The 22,322-nt window shown below is 60.7% G+C and carries 23 protein-coding genes; 9 read left to right on the top strand and 14 right to left on the bottom strand.

What is annotated here, in order from left to right:
* Positions 1-2 precede the first annotated feature (2 nt).
* Both apbC and GWK36_RS07880 read right to left on the bottom strand, forming a co-directional pair.
* On the bottom strand, positions 3-1,097 hold the full coding sequence (gene apbC, locus GWK36_RS07875; RefSeq protein WP_166270681.1) for an iron-sulfur cluster carrier protein ApbC: 1,095 nt from the start codon (positions 1,095-1,097) through the stop codon (positions 3-5).
* Positions 1,098-1,151: 54 nt separating this feature from the next.
* Entirely contained in the window at positions 1,152-1,532 is a 381-nt protein-coding gene (locus GWK36_RS07880; protein ID WP_166270682.1) for a winged helix-turn-helix domain-containing protein, read from the bottom strand.
* Positions 1,533-1,962: 430 nt separating this feature from the next.
* Between GWK36_RS07880 and GWK36_RS07885 the strand changes: the two genes are divergently transcribed.
* From GWK36_RS07885 to GWK36_RS07890, 4 genes are read left to right on the top strand one after another with little or no spacing between them, the layout of a single operon-like run.
* Positions 1,963-2,115, top strand: coding sequence for a MerR family DNA-binding transcriptional regulator (locus GWK36_RS07885; RefSeq protein WP_166270572.1), 153 nt, complete (start codon positions 1,963-1,965; stop codon positions 2,113-2,115).
* Positions 2,109-2,324, top strand: coding sequence for a helix-turn-helix domain-containing protein (locus tag GWK36_RS14930; protein ID WP_210756721.1), 216 nt, complete (start codon positions 2,109-2,111; stop codon positions 2,322-2,324). Before GWK36_RS07885 ends, GWK36_RS14930 begins: the two co-directional genes overlap by 7 nt.
* The gene (locus GWK36_RS14935; RefSeq protein WP_210756722.1) at positions 2,325-2,513 is read left to right on the top strand and encodes a hypothetical protein; all 189 of its coding nucleotides are present in this window, start codon (positions 2,325-2,327) and stop codon (positions 2,511-2,513) included. It begins immediately after the preceding gene.
* Positions 2,514-2,519: 6 nt separating this feature from the next.
* Entirely contained in the window at positions 2,520-3,332 is an 813-nt protein-coding gene (locus GWK36_RS07890) for an RNA-guided endonuclease InsQ/TnpB family protein (protein WP_210756723.1), read from the top strand.
* 87 nt (positions 3,333-3,419) lie between these two features.
* Here the strand turns inward: GWK36_RS07890 and GWK36_RS07895 are convergent, their stop codons facing one another.
* Positions 3,420-4,028: an arylesterase gene (locus tag GWK36_RS07895; RefSeq protein ID WP_246237489.1), complete on the bottom strand. Its 609-nt coding sequence runs from the start codon at positions 4,026-4,028 to the stop codon at positions 3,420-3,422.
* Positions 4,029-4,068: 40 nt separating this feature from the next.
* Between GWK36_RS07895 and GWK36_RS07900 the strand changes: the two genes are divergently transcribed.
* The 4 genes from GWK36_RS07900 to GWK36_RS07915 all read left to right on the top strand — a co-directional run bounded on the left by GWK36_RS07900 (position 4,069) and on the right by GWK36_RS07915 (position 9,289).
* Entirely contained in the window at positions 4,069-4,749 is a 681-nt protein-coding gene (locus tag GWK36_RS07900) for an ABC transporter ATP-binding protein (protein WP_166270684.1), read from the top strand.
* Positions 4,746-7,238 carry an ABC transporter permease gene (locus tag GWK36_RS07905; RefSeq protein ID WP_166270685.1) on the top strand — a complete coding sequence of 831 codons (2,493 nt, stop codon included), beginning with the start codon at positions 4,746-4,748 and terminating at the stop codon, positions 7,236-7,238. Before GWK36_RS07900 ends, GWK36_RS07905 begins: the two co-directional genes overlap by 4 nt.
* Before the next feature lie 69 nt (positions 7,239-7,307).
* Positions 7,308-7,853: a glycine cleavage system transcriptional repressor gene (locus GWK36_RS07910; RefSeq protein WP_166270686.1), complete on the top strand. Its 546-nt coding sequence runs from the start codon at positions 7,308-7,310 to the stop codon at positions 7,851-7,853.
* Between the two features lie 20 nt (positions 7,854-7,873).
* Positions 7,874-9,289, top strand: coding sequence for a PhoH family protein (locus GWK36_RS07915; RefSeq protein ID WP_166270687.1), 1,416 nt, complete (start codon positions 7,874-7,876; stop codon positions 9,287-9,289).
* 69 nt (positions 9,290-9,358) lie between these two features.
* Here the strand turns inward: GWK36_RS07915 and GWK36_RS07920 are convergent, their stop codons facing one another.
* The 8 genes from GWK36_RS07920 to GWK36_RS07955 all read right to left on the bottom strand — a co-directional run bounded on the left by GWK36_RS07920 (position 9,359) and on the right by GWK36_RS07955 (position 18,219).
* On the bottom strand, positions 9,359-9,901 hold the full coding sequence (locus GWK36_RS07920; protein WP_166270688.1) for a L,D-transpeptidase: 543 nt from the start codon (positions 9,899-9,901) through the stop codon (positions 9,359-9,361).
* Positions 9,898-11,169 (bottom strand): alpha-amylase family glycosyl hydrolase, encoded by a 1,272-nt coding sequence (locus GWK36_RS07925; RefSeq protein WP_166270689.1) that lies wholly within the window; start codon positions 11,167-11,169, stop codon positions 9,898-9,900. Before GWK36_RS07925 ends, GWK36_RS07920 begins: the two co-directional genes overlap by 4 nt.
* Before the next feature lie 32 nt (positions 11,170-11,201).
* Positions 11,202-13,178 (bottom strand): glycogen synthase GlgA, encoded by a 1,977-nt coding sequence (glgA, locus tag GWK36_RS07930; protein ID WP_166270690.1) that lies wholly within the window; start codon positions 13,176-13,178, stop codon positions 11,202-11,204.
* 250 nt (positions 13,179-13,428) lie between these two features.
* On the bottom strand, positions 13,429-15,270 hold the full coding sequence (locus tag GWK36_RS07935; protein ID WP_425482743.1) for an Hsp70 family protein: 1,842 nt from the start codon (positions 15,268-15,270) through the stop codon (positions 13,429-13,431).
* Entirely contained in the window at positions 15,267-15,962 is a 696-nt protein-coding gene (locus GWK36_RS07940) for a DUF2760 domain-containing protein (protein ID WP_246237490.1), read from the bottom strand. The genes GWK36_RS07935 and GWK36_RS07940 overlap by 4 nt, the downstream gene beginning before the upstream one ends.
* A 138-nt stretch (positions 15,963-16,100) precedes the next feature.
* The gene (locus GWK36_RS07945; protein WP_246237491.1) at positions 16,101-16,862 is read right to left on the bottom strand and encodes a UDP-2,3-diacylglucosamine diphosphatase; all 762 of its coding nucleotides are present in this window, start codon (positions 16,860-16,862) and stop codon (positions 16,101-16,103) included.
* A complete protein-coding gene (locus GWK36_RS07950) occupies positions 16,843-17,538 on the bottom strand; it encodes an ankyrin repeat domain-containing protein (RefSeq protein WP_166270691.1) in 696 nt (231 codons plus the stop codon). The genes GWK36_RS07945 and GWK36_RS07950 overlap by 20 nt, the downstream gene beginning before the upstream one ends.
* A 102-nt stretch (positions 17,539-17,640) precedes the next feature.
* On the bottom strand, positions 17,641-18,219 hold the full coding sequence (locus GWK36_RS07955; protein WP_166270692.1) for a nucleoside deaminase: 579 nt from the start codon (positions 18,217-18,219) through the stop codon (positions 17,641-17,643).
* A 136-nt stretch (positions 18,220-18,355) separates the two neighbouring features.
* On the opposite strand from GWK36_RS07955, the gene GWK36_RS07960 reads away from it, so the two are divergent.
* Positions 18,356-18,958 carry a YceI family protein gene (locus tag GWK36_RS07960; protein ID WP_166270693.1) on the top strand — a complete coding sequence of 201 codons (603 nt, stop codon included), beginning with the start codon at positions 18,356-18,358 and terminating at the stop codon, positions 18,956-18,958.
* Positions 18,959-19,050: 92 nt separating this feature from the next.
* Here the strand turns inward: GWK36_RS07960 and GWK36_RS07965 are convergent, their stop codons facing one another.
* From GWK36_RS07965 to GWK36_RS07975, 3 genes are read right to left on the bottom strand one after another with little or no spacing between them, the layout of a single operon-like run.
* Positions 19,051-19,500: a zinc ribbon domain-containing protein gene (locus GWK36_RS07965; RefSeq protein WP_210756724.1), complete on the bottom strand. Its 450-nt coding sequence runs from the start codon at positions 19,498-19,500 to the stop codon at positions 19,051-19,053.
* A gap of 27 nt (positions 19,501-19,527) precedes the next feature.
* Positions 19,528-21,699 (bottom strand): multiheme c-type cytochrome, encoded by a 2,172-nt coding sequence (locus tag GWK36_RS07970; RefSeq protein ID WP_166270694.1) that lies wholly within the window; start codon positions 21,697-21,699, stop codon positions 19,528-19,530.
* The gene (locus GWK36_RS07975) at positions 21,696-22,316 is read right to left on the bottom strand and encodes a cytochrome b/b6 domain-containing protein (protein WP_166270695.1); all 621 of its coding nucleotides are present in this window, start codon (positions 22,314-22,316) and stop codon (positions 21,696-21,698) included. The genes GWK36_RS07970 and GWK36_RS07975 overlap by 4 nt, the downstream gene beginning before the upstream one ends.
* Between the last annotated feature and the right edge of the window lie 6 nt (positions 22,317-22,322).

Consider the following 22,322-nt stretch of genomic DNA (forward strand, 5'->3'; position numbering starts at 1 on the left):
GCTCAGGTGTTCTGGATCACGATACGGGGGAACTTAGCGGCATAGTCCTTGGCCTGAAGCGAAAGCTTGGCTGCGGTCTTGCGCGCGATCTCGCGATAGCTCTGGGCGATGCGCGATTCGGGGTCGGCCACGACTGTGGGGCGCCCGCTGTCGGTCTCCTCGCAGATCCGGCGATCGAGTGGCAGCGAACCCAACAGCTCCAGCCCATATTGCTGGGCCATCCGCTGCCCTCCCCCTTGACCGAAGATCGGCTCCTCATGCCCGCACTTGGGGCAGATATATAGGCTCATGTTCTCCACGATCCCCAGCACCGGCACCTCGACCTTCTGGAACATCTTTAGGCCCTTGCGCGCATCCAAGAGGGCGATGTCCTGCGGGGTGGTGACGATGACCGCGCCCGAGACCGGCACCTTTTGGGCAAGGGTGAGCTGAGTATCGCCTGTCCCGGGTGGCAGATCGATCACCAGATAATCCAGTTCGCTCCAGTTGGTATCCTTAAGGAGCTGTTCGAGCGCCTGGGTGACCATGGGGCCGCGCCAGATCATTGGGGTCTCTTCCTCGATCAGAAACCCGATCGACATGGTCTGCACGCCATAGCTGATCATGGGTTCGAGATGCTGTCCGTCGCGCGATTCGGGCTGACGGCCCTGGAGACCCAGCATGCGCGGCTGAGATGGACCATAGATATCGGCGTCCAAGAGACCCACCTTGGCGCCTTCGGCCTTAAGCGCCAGGGCCAGATTCACGGCCACGGTCGATTTGCCCACCCCGCCCTTACCCGAGGCCACGGCGATGATGTTTTTGACATGATCGATGGGCTTCAAGGACTTTTGCACTGCGTGCGCCCTGATCTCCCACCCGACCTTGACCTCAACCGCGCCAACACCCGCGACCCGGGCTACCCGTTCCTGGATGGCCTCGGCCAGTGCTGTCTGAATGCCCTGGGCTGGGAAACCGAGTACGACCTCGATGCGCACCTGATCCCCTTCGATCCCGATGTCCTTGATGGCGTGGGCAGCGATCAGATCGCGTCCCAGATGCAGTTCCTGATACTCCTTGATGGCGGCTTCGATGGCTTCGCGGGTGAGTTGGGACATGCGTAACTCCGAATTGACACAATGGATTATTGATCCGAAACCAATGAACTTGTATTACGCGGCATCATGGAGCTTGGGATGCTGGAAGTAGCGCATGACGCGTTGGGGGGAATTGAGAAGGCGGCGCAGGTGGCTGACGGTCGCCTTCTTCAGATCGCCCTTGGCGCGCCGGGCAATGTCCGGGTAGGTCTCCTCAAGCCACGTCTTGCCCGCCGGCGGGCTTTGCTCATAGGCGCGCCGAATCGGTTTCTGGGGCGTCAATCCCCAGCGCGCCATGTACTTGCCCTCCCCCTGCGGCCTGAGCTCGATGCCAAAACAGCCGAGGATCAACTGCCACAGCGCAAACGGCAGCTTCAGCTGATCCGGTGTCCCGTCGCACATGAGCTTGCGTATCTGGGCGTCCTGCTCCGCCAACAGCGCCCGCTTCTCACCCACCTTTCCTTGAGCCCTTGGGCCCCTTCGCGCCCATAGCGTTTGCAGATGTCGAACACCCCTGCGCCCAACAATCCCCTCTGCGCGCCTATCGCTTCATACCTCCAGCCACGCCGCCGCTCTTCGCGCGCCGCAAACGACAGCAATCTCATGTCTCGTCTTTCCATGCCCACGACATCTGGACAGCTCACTTAATTTTAAAAGCATGTGTTTCTTATCAATAACACCTGATGCAAGGGGCATGTCAGGCGATTAGGATTGGGGCGCAACCTTGGTACATCAGCTTGCAATTTCAAGCCCAGAGTGGGCTCCGTCCGGGGACACGTTAAACAGCCGGTTACAGATCACGCCTGATCTGGTGATCCCTCAAAGGTCCAGGGCTTGAACTGCTCGCCAATTATTTGACCATTGTTGTGCGTTTAATGATTTGTTTATGAAATGCAAGCTTATCAGCATTCGCGAGGCCGCCGAAGCGCTGGGTGTACACGTGCAGACGCTGCGGCGCTGGGGGCGCGAGGGTCGGCTGCTTCCCGATGAGCGCACGGCTGGCGTGCACCGCGCCGTGGAGGAGGCACAAGTATGCTGATGGCGCACAAAATCGCGCCCGATCCCAATAATGCGCAGGTCACGTATTTTGCCAAGGCGTGCGGTGTGGCGCGTTTTGCCTATAACTGGGCGCTTGAGCAGTGGGGCAAGCAGTATGAGGCGTGGAAGCGGGACAACGGCCTGCCCAAGCCAAGCGAGGCGGCGCTGCGCCGACAGCTCAACGCGATCAAGCGGCAGCAGTTTCCGTGAATGCTGGAGGTCACCAAATGCGCGCCGCAGCTGGCGATCATCCAGCTGGGGGCTGCGTTCAAGAGCTTCTTTGCTGACCGTGCCCGCTACCCAACCTTCCGTAAGAAGGGCGGGCACGATCGCTTCACCCTCACCAACGACCAGGTGAATATCGACGGTTGCCGCATACGCATTCCCAATCTTGGCTGAGTGCGCATGCGCGAACCGTTGCGCTTTACCGGCAAGATCATGTCGGTCACGGTCTCCCGCGTGGCCGACCGCTGGTTTGCCAGCGTCACGGTGGACACCGAAGACGCGCCTCGATGCCGCGCCGAGAACCAAGGCGCGGTGGGTGTGGATCTGGGCGCGTCCACCTTGGCAACGCTCTCGACGGGAGAGGTCTTTGCTGGTCCCAAACCACACACCGCGCTGCTCAAGCGCCTGCGAAGGCTCTCGAGAAGTCTCTCGCGCAAGAGCAAAGGCTCGCGCAACCGGGCCAAGGCCAGGATGCGCCTGGCGCGGCTGCATGCGCGCATCGCCAACATCCGGCGGGATGCACTGCACAAGCTCACCGCAAGCCTGACACGACGCTTCCACACCATCTGCATCGAAGACCTGCACGTGCGCGGGACGCCGCGCAACCGGCATCTGGCCCGCAGTATTGCCGATATGGGCGTTACCGAGTTCCGTCGGCAACTGCAGTACAAGGCGGCGATGCGTGGCGGGTGGGTGATGGTAGTAGATCGCTTCTACCCAAGCAGCAAGCGGTGCTCGGCGTGCGGCCATGTGATGGAGGAGATGCCGCTGTCGGTGAGGCGCTGGACGTGCCCTGAGTGTGGCACAACCCACGACCGTGACGTGAATGCGGCCAGGAATATCCTGGCCAATGGTCTGGCCCGCCTAAGCGGCCCTACGGCGAGTTCCGCCGAACCTGAAGCCTGTGGAGAGAAAGACTCTGGCGCACCAAGCTTGTGCTTGGTGCGTGAAACCGCCTCGATGAAGCAGGAAGTCAGATTTGTTCCCGTTTGAGCAGGAACGAGTAAGTCTGATGGGACGGTTAAAAAATGCGGATTTAAGGGCACGGCATGGCGGGCGCGGGTTTATTGCAGCGTCTCCTCAGGGCCCATCCCTTCGCCCTAGCGCCTGGGCAGTCTCAAGTAACAAGGGCTCCAAGGCTGTCCAGAGATTATCTAGGAGACGGGGTTGGGCCTCAGCGGTGGGGTGCAGGGCGTCCGCCTGCATCAGGTCCCATTCTTCGGCGACCCCTTGCAATAGATCTGGGACCAGGGGCAAGCCATACCCTTGGGCAAGCGCAGAGAAGACACCTTGAAAGCCCTGGGTATAGGCGGCACCATAGTTTGGTGGCAGACGCACCCCGATGAGTAAGACCCGCGCGCCTGCCGTCTTGGCGTGGGCAATCATGGATTCGAGATTGGCGCGCAGCCGATCGAGACCAAGACCGCGCAGACCATCGTTGGCGCCCAGTTCGATGACCACGACCGCCGGGCGGTGGCGTTCAAGCAGGGCCGGCAGCCGCGTTAGGCCGCCGCCGCTAGTCTCGCCTGAGAGGCTCGCATTGACCACCTGATGCGGCAATCCAGATGCCTGTAGCCGCTGCTCCAACAAGGCGACCCAGCCTCGCTCGAGGTCGATCCCATAGCCCGCGCTGAGGCTGTCACCCAGGATCAAGACCACCGGGCCCTGGGCAAAGGGGCTTGCGGGCATGAGAGAGACCAACAAGAACCAAAAGACCATCCACCTTCGCATGTCTGAACAAATTATCGCCCATGCCATTGACCTGACCAAAGATATTACCGGGCCCGAGGGTCACCTGACCATCCTCAGCGGTCTAGACCTGGAGATCCAGGCAGGTGAGGCACTGGCTATCCTCGGGGCCTCTGGCTCTGGCAAATCGACCCTTTTGGGCCTCCTGGCCGGGCTCGACCGCCCGACGGCAGGCGAGGTCTGGCTCTGCGGCCGGCGGCTGAATGGTCTGAGCGAAGATGAACGGGCGGCGCTGCGCGCAGGGCACGTGGGCTTCGTCTTTCAAAACTTTCAGCTTCTGCCCAGCCTCACCGCCTATGAGAACGTCTTGCTGCCGTTAGAATTGACTGGCGCTGCAGATGCCGAGCAGCGGGCAGCCGAGGCAATCGCGCGGGTGGGCTTGCGCCCGCGCGCGCATCACTATCCACATCAGCTCTCGGGCGGTGAGCAACAGCGGGTAGCCATTGCCCGCGCCTATGCCCCGAGACCCCAGGTCCTCTTTGCCGATGAGCCGACCGGCAACCTGGATCAGGCTACAGGCAGGGCGATCATCGAGCTCTTGTTTACCCTACGTCGGGAGACGGGCACAGCCCTGGTCCTGGTCACCCATGATCCGGAGCTTGCGGGTCATTGCGATCGGCGCTTGAGGTTGAACAACGGGTGCCTGGAGCCCTTGGCATGAGGGCTTGGCTCCTTGCCTTGCGCCTGCTTAAGCGCGATTGGCGCGGCGGCGAGCTGTCTCTCTTGGGCGCAGCCCTGGCGCTGACCGTAGCCGCGATCGTGAGCGTCGGGCTGTTTGCCGAGCGCATCGAACAGGTCTTAAGGCGCCAAGGCAGCGAGCTCATCGCCGCTGACCTGATGCTCGAGTCCTCAAGACCGATCGCCGGATCGTTCAGCGCCGAGGCCGGGAGGCTGGGCCTTGAGACCGCTTCGGTCATCGAGCTGCGCACCGTAGTCATGGGTGCACAGTCGCAGCTTGTGGTCCTCAAGGCGGTAGATCCCAGCTATCCCTTGCGCGGCGAGCTGAGGGCGCGCGCTGCGCAGGGTGCTGCCGAACAGACAGCTGCCGTCCCTTCCCCGGGGACGGTCCTTGCCGATGACTTTCTTTTGCGGGTGCTCAGCCTTCAGGTCGGTGAGCCGCTCGAGCTGGGTGGGGCGCGTTTCACAATCGCCGGGATCCTTACCCATGAGCCGGATGAAGGGCGCAATCTTTTCGCCTTTGCCCCACGGGTGCTGATGAATCTTGCGGATCTGGAGGCGACCGGGCTCTTGGGCCCTGCCAGCCGCGCCAGCCACAGGTTGTTGATCGCGGGCGAGCCACAAACGGTCGCGGGCTATCGCGACTGGCTGCGTGCTCGTCTCAATCCCAACCTCAGCCTGACCGAGGCGGGCGGGGCGCAGAGCGAGTTCAGCTCGGCCTTTGAGCGCGCCGCCCGTTTTTTACGCCTGGCCAGCCTCTCAACCCTGTTGGTCTCCGGGACAGCGATCGCCCTCGCTAGCCAGCGTCTCGCCCAGCACCAGGTCGCAGCCATGGCCATGATGCGTTGTCTTGGGGCGCCGCGTCACCTGTTGCTCTGGGTCTTCGCTGCCCGCCTCCTCCTCTTCGGCCTGGGGGCAAGCCTGATCGGCTGTCTCCTGGGCTGGCTGGGACAGATGGGGCTTAGCGCGCTCCTCGGCGAATGGCTGAAGGTCGACGGACTCCCGCCGCCTTCGCTCAGGCCCTTGGGGATCGGGGTCGCGGTCGGTCTCATTGCTCTGATCGGCTTTGGTCTACCGCCTTTGCTTCAGCTTGGCCGTGTACCACCGCTTTTGGCGCTGCGCGGTGAGCTCGGGGCACCACGAATGCCAGCGGCCTTGAGCCTGGTTGCTGCAGCCTCGACTTTGGCTCTATTGAGCCTGTGGCAGGCCGGTGAGCTGGCACTCGGTCTCAAATTGCTCGCCGGGGTGACACTTGCCCTCGGGCTCTTGGCGACCAGCGCCTGGGCATTGATCGGCCTGCTCAAGATCCTTGCCGGGTGCGCCCGCGGCAGCTGGCGGCTGGGGCTTGCCCATCTTACCCGCCGACCCACCTTGACCCTGCTCCAAGTCCTGGGGCTGGGCGTGGGGATCTTAGCGCTCCTGCTCTTGACCCTGGTGCGCCTGGATCTGATCGAGTCCTGGCGGACGGGTCTGCCTGAGGGGGCGCCGAATCATTTTTTGCTCAATATCCAGCCGCATGAGGCCGAGGCAGTGCAGACCCTGCTGCAAGAGTCCGGTATCCAGACCTCGGGGATGCATCCGATGCTTGGTGGGCGCCTGACCCGGATCAACGGTCGCAGCGTCGTCCCCTCGGCCTATCCAGACCCGCGCGCCCGACGGCTGGCGAGCCGCGAGTTCAATCTGAGCTATGCGCGCCTCCTGCAAACCGACAACCGCATCATCGCCGGGCAGTGGTGGTCAGATGAGCAGGCACCGCCGCAATTCTCGGTCGAGGAGGGGATCGCCGAGACCCTAGGGATTCGGCTCGGCGATACCCTGAGCTTTTGGGTCTCAGGGCGTGAACTCGACGCGCCGGTCACCAGCTTGCGGTCCGTGCACTGGGACAGCTTCAATGTCAATTTCTTCGTCGTCGCCGCACCGAGCCTGCTTCAAGGCGAGGCGGCGACCTTCATCACCAGCCTCTATCTGCCCAAGGGCCAAGAGTCGCTGATCGATACGCTCGTCCAGCGTTTCCCTGGGGTCCTGGTCATCGATGTCGAGTCCGTCCTATCTCAGGTGCGGCGGGTGATCGAGCGCGGTGCCCAGGCGGTCGAGCTGATCTTCGGCTTTACCCTAGCGGCGGGTCTGGTGTTGATCGCCGTCGGTCTCCAGTCCACGCTGGCAGGACGCTGCGCCGAGTATGCCATCCTGCGTACCCTCGGGGCATCTAGATCCCATCTCATGGCTAGCCTAGTCATTGAATTGACTGCGACAGGTCTGGTAGCAGGTTTGCTGGCCGCGAGCTTTGCCCAGGCAATCGGCTGGTTGCTGGCGCACACACTCTTTGAACTGAGATTTGACCTAGATCCAGCGCTGTGGCTGATCGGTGTCTTGGTATCGGCCTTGGCGAGCGGTCTGGTCGGAATCATCACCGCCTATCCCGCCTTGCAGCAACCGCCGGCACAGCGTCTGGGTACAATCGCCCGCCTTTAGATAACTTGTGGTGCTAGAATTGCCCGTTTACAACCATCCTAGCGCACTTCCCTATCCACGAGCACGGCTATGACCAGGCAGCAGCAAAAGACCTATCTCGTGATCTCAGCACTTGGCGAAGATCGCCCAGGCATCGTCAGCCAGCTTTCCAAGCTCATCTTGGATCAGGGCTGTAACATCGAAGATAGCCGGATGACGGTCTTGGGGGGCGAGTTCGCCGCCATGCTCCTGGTCGAAGGCAAATGGAACATGCTCGCCAAGATCGAAAACGCCCTCCCCGAGATCGAGCGCCAGCTTGGACTGACCATCGTCTGCAAGCGCACCGGCGAGCGGGCCAGCGGGCATAACCTCCTACCCTATGCGGTAGACGTGGTGGCCATGGATCATCCGGGGATTATCAATCAGCTGGCGAGCTTTTTTGCCGAGCGCGACATCAATATTGAGGACCTCTCGACCACTACCTATGCTGCAGCCCATACCGGTACCCCGATGTTTGCGGTCCATATGACGGTCGGCATCCCCGCCGATATCCATATTGCGGCGCTGCGGGAAGACTTCATGGACTATTGCGATGCGCTCAACCTCGATGCTGTGCTTGAACCGGTCAAGGGCTGATCGCGGGCAAGGTGCAGACGATGATCCGACGCAAGAATGACAAGCCCTGTCTGTTCGTGCTCGACACCAATGTCCTGATGCATGACCCCACCTGTCTGTTCCGTTTTCAGGAACATGACATCTTCATCCCCATGGTCGTGCTCGAGGAATTGGATCGCGCCAAGAAAGGCGTCTCCGAGGTTGCGCGCAACGTCCGGCAGGCGAGCCGTTTTTTTGATCAGCTCATGTGCCATGCCGACAAGTCCGAGATCGACGCGGGTCTGCCCTTGGCTCCAGCCTCGGTCGGCGGTGGGATTACCCACCCGCCGACCGGACGCCTGTTTTTTCAGACCGAGCCCCTGGAGATCCATCTGCCGGATTCGCTGCCCGGCGCTACCCCAGACAACACCATCCTGGGGATCGCCCAGTCCCTGCGTACTAAGCGCACCGACCGTCAGGTGATCATCGTTTCCAAGGATATCAACCTGCGGATCAAGGCCGCGGTGCTCGGTATCCCCGCCGAGGACTATTCAAACGATCAGGTGCTTGAGGATGCCGATCTGCTCTATACCGGGCTTGAGATCCTAACGCCTGACTTTTGGGAGCACCATGCACGTGCGATCGAGTCCTGGCAAGAACAAGGCCGGACCTTTTACCGGATCAGCGGCCCAGAGATCGTGGGCTGGTATTCAGCGCAGTGCATCGCCTATGGCGAGGAGGGCGAGTTCGAGGCCATGGTGCGCGATAAACCAAGTCCCACCGAGGCCATCGTTGAACTGGTCGAGAACTACCGCCTGCCGCGACATAGTGTCTGGGGGATCAATGCGCGCAACCGCGAGCAGAACTTTGCGCTCAACATGCTGATGAACCCCGAGCTTGACTTCGTCACCCTGCTTGGCGGCGCGGGTACCGGCAAGACCCTGTTGGCGCTGGCCGCTGGTCTTGCTCAGGTCCTGGAGCGCAATCTCTATCGCGAGATCATCATGACGCGGGTCACTGTCCCCGTCGGGGAGGACATTGGCTTCTTGCCGGGGACCGAGGAGGAAAAGATGACCCCCTGGATGGGCGCGCTCATGGACAATCTCGAGGTCCTCACCCGCCCCGAGGGGGGCGACTGGGAGCGCGCCGCGACCAATGACCTGGTGCGCAACCGCATCCGCATCTCATCGCTCAATTTCATGCGCGGGCGCACCTTTTTGAATAAATACATCATCCTCGACGAGGCGCAGAACCTTACCCCCAAACAGATGAAGACGCTGATTACCCGCGCCGGTCCAGGCACCAAGTTCGTGTGTCTCGGCAACATCAGCCAGATCGACACCCCCTATCTGACCGAGACCACCTCGGGGCTGACCTATGTGGTCGATCGCTTCAAGCATTGGCCACACAGCGGGCATATCACCCTGATTCGTGGGGAGCGCTCGCGCCTGGCCGATTTCGCCTCACAGGAGCTCTGAGAGCTAAAAAAGACCGCTTCGCGCGATGGAGCCAGGCGATAAGCGAACATCCCCCTCTCCAAGTCGGATCTAGTCACGGATCAGAATGGGATCGCCAGGCTGGAGGCGTTCAAAGAGGAATCGAGCATCTGCTTCATGCAGCCGGACACAGCCGTGCGAATCTGGATGCCCGGGCAACCAGCCCTCATGCAGAAAATAATGCCCATGGAACTGGATGGCGTAGGGCATCCAGGCTGGCATGCCGAGCTGGTTCGTATAGCGCGATGACACCTTCTCTGGGTCCTTGCTCAAGACCCGAAAGCGACCCTTGGGGGTCGAATGACCAGGGGCGCCTGAGGAAACCGGACCGCTGCGGACCAGCGTCCCGTCTTCGCGATAGACAAAACGCTGTTGCGCCAGCGAGATCACCAGCTGACGCTGCTTGATCCCAGAAGGCCCAGGTTCAGGGTGAGCGGCTGGCATCTGTGTCGTCGAACTCTCCTCTATATATTGGCCTATCTGCCAACGGGTCTCGCGCGCCTCCTCCGGCTCAGGGCGCGCCGGTGCATGAGCGCAAGCGGTCAGATAGAGGGCAACGAATGTCCAGCCGAGCACCCGGTCGGTCGGATTCATACCGGCTCGATCACCAAGACCCTTCCCATGCCTGGCGCAAGCTCAAACTCAAAGGGGGTGGGCAGATAATCCATGACCCATTCCAGCGAGACATCGCGCAAGGGGCCAGGGGTGCGGATATGGTGATAGAGATTCTCGATCCAGATCCGCTGCCGATTCCAAGGGTCTTTGTTGAGGATGATGAGTGCCTCGCCCTGGCCCGCCGGATGCGACTTGTGGAGGATCAAAACGGCGGGATTGGTGCTGGCGATCCGCTCGATCGGCCCTTCGCTGTGCAAGACCGGATAGCGATCCTTGATCTGGTTGATCTGGGCAATCTCATGGGTGAGATCGAGATTGATGGCCTCCCATTGATCGGGCTGGGTATTCACGACGTCCAGACGGGTCGAGAAGCCATATTCGAATCCGATCGGGATCATGACACCGGTAGCAAAGAGCGCAGTGAATAGATAGCGCTGGCGCATGGCATGAGGGTTATAGCCAGATTCACAAAACAGCCGCTCGGTGTCATGGCTCTCGGGGAAACCGATCGAAGGCACGACCCGGCGGGTCAGTTCGTATTGTTCGAGCAGCCAATCCCCTTCGAAGTCCCACCACTTGGCGCTATTGAAGATGGCGTCGAACCCCGCCTTCGCCGTTGCCAGCGTCTGCTCGGGCGAGCAGCCGAGGGTCTCGGCGACAAACAGAATATCCGGATATGATCGTCGGGTGCGCGCGATCAAACGCTCCCACAACTCGGTTGGGACCTGATAGGCAGCATCGCAGCGAAAGCCAGCAAAACCGAGCCCAGCCAGGTGATCGATCACTTGCTGAAAAAACGCCTCCAATCCCTGACGATCAGGGGAATGCAGATGATCAAATTGCGCAAGGTCATACCACACAATCTTGGTGCCATCGGCCTCGACACAGAAGGGATTGACCACCCGACCCGCATTATGCACGAACCAGTCAGGATGTTCTTCGACCAAAGGGGCATCGATGGCGCAATGATTCAGTACAAGGTCGATCATCACCCTGAGCCCCAGACGCTCGGCCTCCGCGATCATGGCCCGCACCTGGTCATCTGGGCTGGACTTAGAACGCCGGTCAATAAACTCGGGATTGATACGGAAATAATCTGCGATCGAATAAAGGCTTGCCGAGCGTCCAACCTGCTGGATGGGATTGATGAACAACCAATCGAAACCCATATCAGCCGCGCGTTCGAGATGTGGCGACCAGTTGCTTAAACGACCCACCAGGCGGGGAAAGAGATTATAGATCTTCATGGCAGCCGCGATCCTTTTGACCAGGTCGCGCGTCAGGATTCGCGGATATAATCATAGATATTGAGATAGTCCTGACCCGGACGGTTCCAGGAATAATCCCAGCGCATAGCATTCTTCATCAGCTCGCGGAAGTGTTCCGGATAGTCACGATAACACGCGATGGCCCTTCCTAATGCCGATTCGAGACCAGGATTGTCATAGTCATTAAAGACATAGCCATTGCGCTCATGCAGCGGACGGCTGGAATAATCCTTGTCGAATACCGTATCTGCCAAGCCACCCACTGCTCGCACAATGGGGATGGTTCCATAGCGCATGGCGATGAGCTGGGTCAGGCCGCAGGGCTCAAAGCGGCTCGGAACCAGGATCATGTCGGCACCGGCATAGATCAGATGCGACAGATCCTCATCAAAACCGATTTCGAGATGACAATCGGGGCTATCGTTGAGCATACGTTTGAGACCCCAGAAATCGGTATTGATCCGTCCATCTGGGCTCGAACCCAATAACACAAACTGGGCACCGCGCTCCAAGGTGTAAAAGATTGCATGGCGCACCAGTTCTAAACCCTTTTGCGGATCGAGCCGGCCGATGAAGGCGACGATCGCCTTTTCATTGTCGGCGAGCAGAAGACGATGGCGCAGGGCGCGTTTATTGTCATATTTACGATCGAGGGTATCGATGCCATATTGCACAGGGATATGGTGATCGATCTCTGGATTCCAGATATCATAATCGACACCATTGACCACTCCGCCATATTTGATGTGATGCGTATGCAAAACTGGCTCTAGACCAAAGCCTTGGCCCATGTCCTTGCTTTCAAAGGCATAGCGGGGTGAGACGGTGGTGACGAAGTTCGAATAGACGATCCCGCCCTTGAGAATATTGAGCGTATTGGGGTAACGATGGTCGCCGAGCTGGGTGTGGGAGAAAAAGCGTTCAGGTCGATGCAGACCGGTCGCACGTAATAGCTCGGGACCGACCAAACCTTGGTGGGCAAAGTTATGGATGGTCAGACAGACGCGCGGATGGGTCATGCCGAGCGCCTGGTATTGCTCATAGAGATAGACCGGCACCAAGGCGGTTTGCCAGTCGTGGCAATGGATAATATCTGGATGCTTGTTGGTCTTCCACATGAACTCGATCGCTGCCCGCGAGAAGAAAGCATACCGCATCACATCATCGTGATAACCATAGATACTCGGGCGATTAAAAAAATTATCCTGCGAATGCGGCTCGATGAAAAAACATTTGCGCCCATGGACAAAGCCGAAATAGACAGTGCAATGGATGGCGCCCTCATACCAGGGCACCCAAAGATCGCGATAGATCTCCTGAAGCCCATAGATCTGGTCATAACGCAGACTGGCATATTTGGGCAGGATGATCTCGACATGATTGCCGCGGATCGCCAGCTCCCGCGTCAATCCAAAGACCATATCGCCCAAGCCCCCGACCTTAGCGACCGAGGCCAGCTCAGGCGTGACATGGATGATGAATAGGGCTGGACGCCAGACGGGAGGCAGCACTGGCTGTGGGTCTGGCGCAGGGGGAGAGTCGGCGGGAGGCGGGGGTTCAGCCATGGCCTCGGTCTCGGCCTCGGCGGGCAGTGCATCCGAGACTGCAGTCTCCGGCGCTGCTGCTTCCAGGCTGCCAGAGGTCTCGGGCGGGTTCGGCGGCGCTGTCGTCTCGACCTCGGATGCTAACGCCTCGACCTCAATCTGCGCCGACTCGGTGAGTCCAGTGGCCTGTGGCGTTTCATCCGCAGGGGGTTCGGGTGTGGCGGATGCATCTGCGCGGAAGACAACAGGGGTCAAGGCGGCGGGTTCCGCTGGCAGTTCCACCCCCTGTGGATCGGTCCGGCGTTTGGTCCCCTCCCCTTTACGCGTGGATGTCTTGCGGCTTTGGGAAGGAGCCGAGGCATCATCCGCCGCTTGGACGGTCTGAGGGTCCTTTGCCGGATTCTGGGTTATCTGGTCTCTAGCGCCAGTGGATTTCTTGACCATGGATGCGAGTCCTTAAGGCTGTTCATTCGGCCATTCTGTCACAAAGGGATCCTAAAAACGCCTGCTGTTTCATCCTGGCGTCAGCCGGCCCCGTCATTTCGTGATAGACCGGCGTCAGATCGACTCACCAGCAGGTGTCTGCATGCAACACCCAGGCAGCCTTGTTGGCATGATCGATGTTCTCAGAGCCATAGCAGACGACAGACGCTAGGGCTTGATCGGCGTCGAACATGCGGCACCTTAGGGTCAGTCACCCCATCTGCCCCCGGGTATTGAAGGCAACCCGCCAGCGCTCATCCCCACCGTCCACGGGGATGGCGGTCAGTTCGAGGGTCCCGACCTCGGTCACCGCCGCCTGGAGGCGCACCGCGACGATCTCCCCGGGCTTGCGCCCCTCGGCGTTCAAGGTGGTCTGAATCTCGGCAAGTTCAAAGAGCTCGCCCTCTTCCCAAGAGTCGAGGAGATCGCCCACTTGGTCGGTACGGCGTACGCTCGAACCAAAGAAGCGGAAACGCACCGGTTCCCCAACGATCAGACCGAACTCTTGGGGCGGAGCGACCGGCGGCGAACCCTCTTCCAGACCGAAGGGCACCAGACAGAGCGCCTGAAGCTCGGGCTCCATCCCGGGAACCGCGGGCATGGCGCTCTCGACCCCAACATAATAGCTATGCGAGGTCCCGCCGCGGATGCGCATCCCGCCGTGACGCCGGATATAGGTATAAAAGGCCGCGCCCTTGGCGACCGCGTGATCGAGGTCATGGGCTGACAGCCTGCGCGCCGGCGGCGCACCCTCGGCATCCAGCCAGGTATTCAATACCGCCATCACTCGCTCTTGCAGGACCTCGGCCTTGAAGACCCCACCGTTGAAGAGCACGGCAGTCGGGCGCAGGAAAGAGGATTCGGCAGGCTGGGCGATGAATCCGGCAAGCTCCTGGGTTGCCCCGCTCTGCCGGCTCAAGAATGCCGCCAGATGACGTGTGATCGCCGGGTCATGGGCATAAGGCAGGCCCAGGGTGGTGAGCGCCGCGCGGGGACGCATCGCCGGACGGCTGGTCACCTCAACCCTAGGGAAAAAGCCTTCGAGCAGGCTGGTCTCGACTTCGGCGCGGGTGAGCTCGGTACGGATGCTGCCCCCGATCAGCCGCGAGCTGCGGCTGGGGACCACCACCGGCAGGCGCTCGAGCTCGGGGTCAGCGAGCAGGGTCTCCTTGGCCTGGCGGCAGGCGTAGGTCAATGCCTGCATCTGCCAGCGATCGAGCTCGACCCCATTGGCCTTGAGCTTATCCTTGAGCCCGTACGCCAAGGCCAGATCCATGTTGTCGCCGCCCAGCAGGATATGCTCGCCCACCGCAACCCGGGTGAGTTCTAGCGCTCCCTCCTGCTCGGTGACCGCGATCAGCGATAAATCCGTTGTGCCGCCGCCGACATCGACCACCAAGATCACGTCCCCCACCCTGACCTGGCGCCGCCAGCCGCCCTGGGTCTCTTGAATCCAGCTATAGAGCGCTGCCTGCGGCTCTTCTAGCAATACCAGATGCGCGATGCCAACGGTGTGCGCGGCCTCAGCCGTCAACTCGCGCGCCGCCGGGTCAAAAGAGGCCGGCACCGTGACCGTGACCTCGAGCGCCTCAAGCGGGGCATAGGGATGGGCCTCGTTCCAGGCCTGGCGCAGATGATCCAAATACTGGACGCTCGCCGCAAAGGGCGAGACCTGGGGGATCTCAGCGGGTACACCGGGCGGTAGGATCGGGGCCCTGCGATCGACCTCGGGGTGACAGAGCCAGCTCTTGGCGCTGGCGACCAGGCGGATAGGTGTCGTGCTGCCCTGGGCACGCGCCAGTTCACCCACGATCCGGTTGGGGTCAGACGGCCAAGGCAGACTGAGATCCCCCGCCTGAAACTCATCGGGATGTGGCAGATACAAGAACGAAGGCAGCAGGGGGCGTGCCTCGACTGCGCCAGGCGCGACGAGTTGAGGAATGGGCAAGACCTCAAGGACGACCCGCTCGCCCTCGCTGTGCTCGCTATCGACCCAGGCGAGTGCACAGTGAGTGGTGCCGAGATCGATCCCGATCGCATAACGCCCGCTCATAATTCGATCTCCGCTGCAGCGATGATGTGTGGATCATGACTGCTCACGATCTTGGGCAGCCGGATCTCGATCACCCGCCAGCCGCGATGCGCCAGCGTGCCTGTGAACGGTGGGTTACCAACCAGGTTTCCAGTGGGACGGATGGCGGAGGCATCGAAGCCGGGCTCCAGGGTAATGCGGCTGCCCTCGGGCTCAGCGCGCACTGGCGCCAAGGTGAAATACTCGGCAATGATCCGGCGGCAACCCTGATGGACCACGCGCGCGCCGCGCCCGACCTCTTCATCCGAGTAGAGCCGGATGTCCTCTTGGATGAAATCGACGAACCGGCCTTCCTTTTGCAGGAGACTTAGCAGGATCAGGGCTGAATCTGGCAGGCTTTCTTGCAGCAGCCTGGCGGCAGCAGGGGGCGGTGGCGGCGCCACCGGCTGGGTGGGAGTTGACTGCGTCCCATCGAGTAGCCCGGCGGCGGTTTGGGCAAACCCCGGGTCAGGTAGGATGCGCATGCTCAGCCGCCAGGCGATCTGAAGCCGTTGTAACACCGGCTGGGCCTGGTCCCAGACTTCCCGCAACCAATGGGCGAGATCGAGCGCACGCTGTTTGAGCCAGGGTAAAACGGATGCTTCGAGGTATTTTTGCCCTTGGGCAAGGGCAGCAGCGAGCCATTGCCAGATAGACTGAACCGAAACCGGCATACAAACAGTCCTCTTAGAGAGATCGGGTGGGGGCTGATTGTAGCCGATGAAGTTGGGGCATGGTTGGCTATCACCAGGCCCGGTCAGACCAAAGGATCATCCACCGGGCCTTATAACCAACTCATGACCGAGCGGTACTCAGCGCACGACCTCCCGCTGCCAGCCGTGTGCCGAATGGCTCAAGACCTCTCCGACCCCATCGCGCCATTCGGCGAGCACCAGGCGCTCGACGGGTCGTCCCTCAAGCGAAAAGACATGATCCTCTGGGCGATGGGTATGGCCGTGGATCAGGCGTTGGGCCCGATGGCGGCGTAGATAACGCTCGACGGTCTTTTGCTCGACATCCATGATGGTCAGGGGCTTTTCGGCGATGGCAGAGGCGCTCAACTGCCGGTAGGCATCGGCGGTCGCCTGGCGCTTGGCGAGGGGGCGATGCAAAAACAGCCACTGGACCACTGGGTTGCGCAGACGCCGACGCAGGCGCTGATAGTCCAGGTCCTGGGTGCAGAGCAAATCACCATGCATCAATAGGGTCGATTCGCCACCGATCAGGACCCGATGGGGGTCAGACAACAGCACACAACCGGTGAGCCGGGCAAAGCGCCGACCGAGCAGAAAATCACGATTGCCGCGCAGCAGGGCGCAGGCCGTACCCGAGAGGGTAAGATCTCGCAACGCCTGGATCACTCTCTGGTTGAAGGGATTGAGGTCATCGTCCCCGATCCAGACATCGAAGAGGTCTCCGAGGATATAGAGCCGTTGGGCGGCGCGCGCCCGCCCCTCTAGAAAACGCAGGAAACAAGCCAGGATCTCGGGTCGGTCGACGCCAAGATGGAGATCTGAGATAAACAGCGACTCTCCCCCATCGGCAAGGCCCTCGTCATTCGTCTGTCTGATCACCTCTGCCCCCTTCCTGATCCCCTGGCAGCGCCCCGTTGCGCTCTAAAAGCTCGCTGATACGCGCACGGTCGTCGCGCCTAGGCCCGAGCTGGGAGCGGGCAAGATCGAGCGGCCTTTGACCTTTAGCGTTTGACTGATTGACATCGGCACCCAAGAGGATCAAGCGCGCCGCCGTCTCGAGATGACCACCCAGAATGGCTGCGGTCAGGGCCGTCTCACCGCTTGGAACCGGGAGATTGAGGTGTGCCCCTTGGCGCAAGAGAAACTCGAAGCTATCGCGATTGGCTACGCCCATGCCTGCCAGCTCGATCAAGAGCGTCTGGGAATCGATGGGCACCCCCTGGTCTTTCAAGAGCTCGGCAACCCGCGTCTTGCCGTGGATCAGTGCCAATTGCAATGGGGTACGACCCTGGACATTACGGCGCTGGGGATCGGCACCGCCGCCAAGCAGCAGGCGGGCGCTCGCAACATTGCCCTGGCGCGCCGCGACATGCAGCGGCTCATCGCCTGCGGCATCCGCCTGGTTGAGGTCCGTGCCCCAGTGGAGATGGCGCTTGATCTGATCCAGATCGCCGATGGCAACCGCGCGGTAGAGATTGAGGGTGGGAGGTGCGGGCTCGCTACAGGCGGCGAGCAGGAGTGTGAGGATCAGCAGGGCGGCTTTTGGGATGGACATGGGGCTTGGGGCGCCTTCATCACGCGTTGCACTAGATCCCTGAAACGATTCTAGCAGCGGCAATCCTCAGACTCTCAGCCTAAAGACATGTCCCTGGAGATCTCAGGGATCGGCACGGGGTCCATAGATCTCACCGCCTAACCGGGCATAGTGGGCGAGGACCGCCGCGGCCTCGGCGCGCAAGAGGTCGCTGACCACTTCAATCCCGCGCCTGGCATAGGCCGCCAGCCAATCTTGGGGTTTATCCCCCTCGTCGAACCCCGCGGCGCGGGCATCCATATCACGCGCAGCGATCACCACCCGCTGGAGCCCCGCCCAGGGGATGGCCCCCATGCACATGGCGCAGGGCTCGGCGCTGGTATAGAGCACACAGCCCCCGGGAGCCGCCGCAGCGAGGTCATAGTGCCCCAGCTGCTGCTGGGCAAGGCCGATGGCCACCATCTCGGCATGGGCCAACGAACAGCGGGAGGCCACGACCCGGTTGACACCAATGGCAATCAGACGTCCATCGCCTCGCCCGAAGACCGCCGCCGCAAAGGGTCCGCCAGTCCCGGCGCGAATGTTTTCGCGCGCAAGCGCTAAGACCAACTGCATGCGTCCCTCATCATCCGTTGGATAGAGCTGGTAGGCAGCCAGGAATCCATCGACCCAGTCTGGTAGGGCAATGCGGATCTCATACATCTCGGTCTACCCGGTAGGCGTCTTGTATCCAATGAGTTCAGGTCCATTTTAATTGCTGTCTGTCTGGCTAGCCCGCCTGCGGCAGGCCAGCTGCAAGACTGCTTCACTGTCCACTCGAGAGCGGAGGATCCCCAAGATGCGCGATATCGTCCCTGCATTTGCCCTGATCGCGACCCTTGCCGTGACGGCAGCACCGGCCAGTGCCGGTTGGACGCTCGATCCGGAACACTCAGCCATTACCTATGTCAGCATCAAATCCAAGGACATCCCCGAGAACAATTATTTCCACGAGATGCGCGGTCAGATCGATGATCGAGGTCAAGCGACCCTGATCCTGATGCTCGATAGCGTCGAGACCCTGATCCCGATCCGCAACGAGCGCATGCGCGAGATCCTGTTTGAGACTGCCAACTATAAAGAGGCCACCCTCAAGGCCCAGGTCGATCCCAAGCTCTTCAGTGAGCTGGCACCCGGCCAGGTCAAGCGGTTGGCGGCCGAGGGACAACTGAGCCTGCGCGGTCAGACCCAAAACCTGACCCTCTCCTTTTTGGTCGGTCGGCTCGATAAGGACCGGCTAATGGTCGCCACCGCCGAGCCGGTCCTGATTCAGGCAGGTAAGTTTAGTTTGAGTCCAGCGGTTGAAAAGCTACGCGAGATCGCCGGACTACCCAGCATCAGCGAGGCGGTGCCCGTAACCTTTGTCGGGACCTTTGTCCAGACACCCGCCAAGACCCAGTAATCCCTTCCGGCTAAGGGGGCAAGGAGATCAACCCCGATCCCCTTCCCCCTGCGCGGGTAAAGCCACTGTTGGGCCATTCGCCTCTTCTGCTCTCAAGACAGTGCGCAAACAGGCGCACTGTGCTCTTCCTGCCCCGAATGCGGAGCGCATTCGTCTCTGACAGGCGTGACTTTCCCGACTGCGGCAGAGACCCTCTCTGCTGTAGCGCCGCCGTTACCGGACGGACTCGCCACGGGTAGGGCAGTTGCGGTTGCCAGCCGTTTGAGATTGAGCGCGGCATTGATGTCCCGATCATGGCGCGTGCCGCATTGAGGACACGTCCATTCCCGATCCTTCAACGCCAACATCTCATTCTCCCAACCACAGACCGAACACAGGCGGCTGCTCGGATCCCAGCGATCCGCAGTACGCGAAACGGTCGCACCAAGAATCTTGCCATCGAAGCACAACGCCTCGGTCATAGCGACCTCACCGCTCTTGGGCAGGCAAATGGTCTTGTCCGAGACGCCAAGCCGCTTCGCCGCTTTGCCTGTGCGCATCATCGTGCTTTCTATGTGGAAAATTATCCACTATCGCGCATAGTTTGTAATGCTGGGGTTGGCTCCTGCTGTGAGCTGTTTGAGATCCTGAAGCTCAGCGACCCGCGCGGGCGAATAACCGATGGCAGCGAAGTCCATGACCCCGTTCGGGGCATGACAGTCCGCACACCCATGACCCTGGCGCCTGATCCCGTGGTTGACCATGAGCGTGCCCATCTGGCGCATCCAGCGTGGCTCGACATCTAGCAATCGGTCACCGACCAGCGGATAACGCGCCTTCCAGCCCCCCTCCACGCCGAAATAGGCCATAAACTCATCCATCATGTAGAGCTTAAACGGCTCCTGATACATGCGCTGGACGATAGGGTCTTGGATGGCGCGCTTGAGCGAGGCCAGGGTATCTCCGCTCTCGTAATAGACCTTGTAATCAAAGGGCAGGATCATGGCCCCAAATGGCCCCTGATTATTGAGGTCCTCATACATCAGGGCGTTGAAGATCTTGAACGGATAGATCCGGCTTTGCCCTTCGTTCATCGCCGGGCGCAGGTTGTTTTCGATCATCGCGCGCCGCCGCTCGATGAGCTCAGGTGTCAGCTGAGAGAGCGGATCGGTCGCCAGGCGCACATAGCGCTCGACATCGATGTCTGGATAACGTCCCTTTAGCTCGATCGCCTTGGTGCGGATCGCGGCGATCGCCTCTGGATCGGTGATCCGCACCAGTTGGTTCATCAGCGGATGATAGGTCTCTGAACCGTCTGGGTGGCTGCCCAGGGCATTGGCGAGGAAGGTCCCGTTGCCATTGAACCAGAGATAGATCAACCCCTTGCCCGGCTCGCCCGAGCGATAGATATCGGTCGGCTCCCAGATCCCTTCCTTTGGGTTCCAGGTCGGATGCACCCAATCGCGCAGCACGACGCTATTGGGCTCGAGGCGCGGGATATGACAGGTCTCACAGGCCAGGCGTGCGATATGCCCGTTGAGCAGTGCCTTGTCGGGGGAGGCGTTGTGCGGGGCGCGCCCATGACAGGTCTCGCAGGAGACCTCCTTATCCGGCAGGTCATTGGCGACCAGATCCACCCCCATGCGCCCGCGTGGGATCTTGTGGCCCTCTGGTCGGTGACAATCGGTGCATTCGAGTCCAGCCGCCGCATGGACGTCGTCATGTGGGCTAAAGGGGCTGCCGCGCTTAGCGCCCTGGTGCAGGATGCGCTGATGGCGATCACCCAGTGCCTGCGCCGCCTGGTTATAGGCATAGGCATCGCCGCCGAGATTGTGCTGATGGCAGCGCAGACATTGTTCGGAGCGGATCGGTCCCACGCTCAAGGCCGCCTTGAGGCTGCGGTCCTGATCCCAGCGCAGACCATAACGATCCTCAATCACCACCCGCCGGTTCATGTCATAGACAGCGGCGTGACAGATCAGGCAGTCGATCCCCTCCTTGGCGGTCTGCGGGACATCGCTGAAAGGCAACATCTTTTCGGTTGCCGGCTGATAGTTGCCGCCGATATGACACTGGCCGCAGCCCTCGCTGCGCAGTATGGGCCCTGCGGCATGTTCCGGGCGGCTGGTGATGAGGACCGCCCAACCGGTCCAGCTAAAGCTCCCCGGGATGCCGCAGGCGCGATTGATCTTGCCGACCGCGATCTTACGGGGTCCGGCATTGACCTGGCGTCCGTCATAGCCATAGGTCGAAAAGCCACCCGAGCTACTTTGGAAGCGAAAATGCACCGAATTGACCACATCCTCCAGGGTCTCGACCTGAGAATGCATTCCATCCGGATGTTCAATCGCTATGGTCTGGTGGCACTGCAGACAGGTCTTGGGGCCTTCATAGCGGCGGATGCCGGCGTTGCGGAAATATTTGATATGGCGCGGTTCGGAATCGCGGATGAACGATTCCGTATTCATCAGGATCTCGATCTTGATCCGCCGGGCGAAGGGGTCCTGCTCCTCGGAGACGATCGCCTCGGCCTTTTGGCGGCGCGCCTGTTCGCTCAATGCCTGGGCGATGGCCTCGAACTCATCTGCGCTCAGCGTCCGGCTGCTGTCATAGATCAAGGGCGCATTGACCTTGCCGACGTATGATTCGAAGATGCGCGGATACAGGGTGCGATACAATATGATCCCCAGGAGTAGGATGAGGCCGAAGACCAGTAACCCGCGCTTGACCTTGGGTCTCAATAAAAATTCGACCGGATTCATGGCGCCTGCCCCTCCCGATGCCAGCCGGTGAGCATGGCCATGAGATTCGTCGTCAGGGTCTCACCTGTAGTGATGACATAGACATGGACCACGAGAAAGAGCACGAGGAGATAGGCCGTTGTCAGATGGACCATGGCCACTGCCCAGGTGCCTGGGATGCCAAAAAGGTTCTCGGGCAGATAGGGTGAAAATAAAAACCACCAGCCGCTGAGGATCAATATGGGCATGAGCCCATACATGACCCCGAGATAGCTCAATTGCTGTAAGACATTGAACTTGATCTCTGCGCTGACATGGAAGGGGTGCGGTTCATTATGGAAGATCCCATAGGCATAATAACGCAGCTGGACGCTGAGCTGGTCGATAAAGCCTTTGATATGGATCAGATAGTGTCGTCCATTTTCGGTCATGATATTGCCGGCGATGAATCCGATCCAGGCAATGGTCAATAAGATACCTGCGCTATTGTGTACCCTGACGGCGAATTTAAAAGGCATCAGCCAATCGCCGCCGGAAAAATGCATGCTGGCGCCGCTATAGATGAGGGTCAAAAACAACAAAGCATTGATCCAATGCCAAAGACGCACCCACAAGGGATAGAGATAGAGCGCCTTCATGCCTGC

Origin of the sequence: Caldichromatium japonicum (genome assembly GCF_011290485.1) — a bacterium.
GTDB classification, from domain to species: Bacteria; Pseudomonadota; Gammaproteobacteria; order Chromatiales; family Chromatiaceae; genus Thermochromatium; species Thermochromatium japonicum.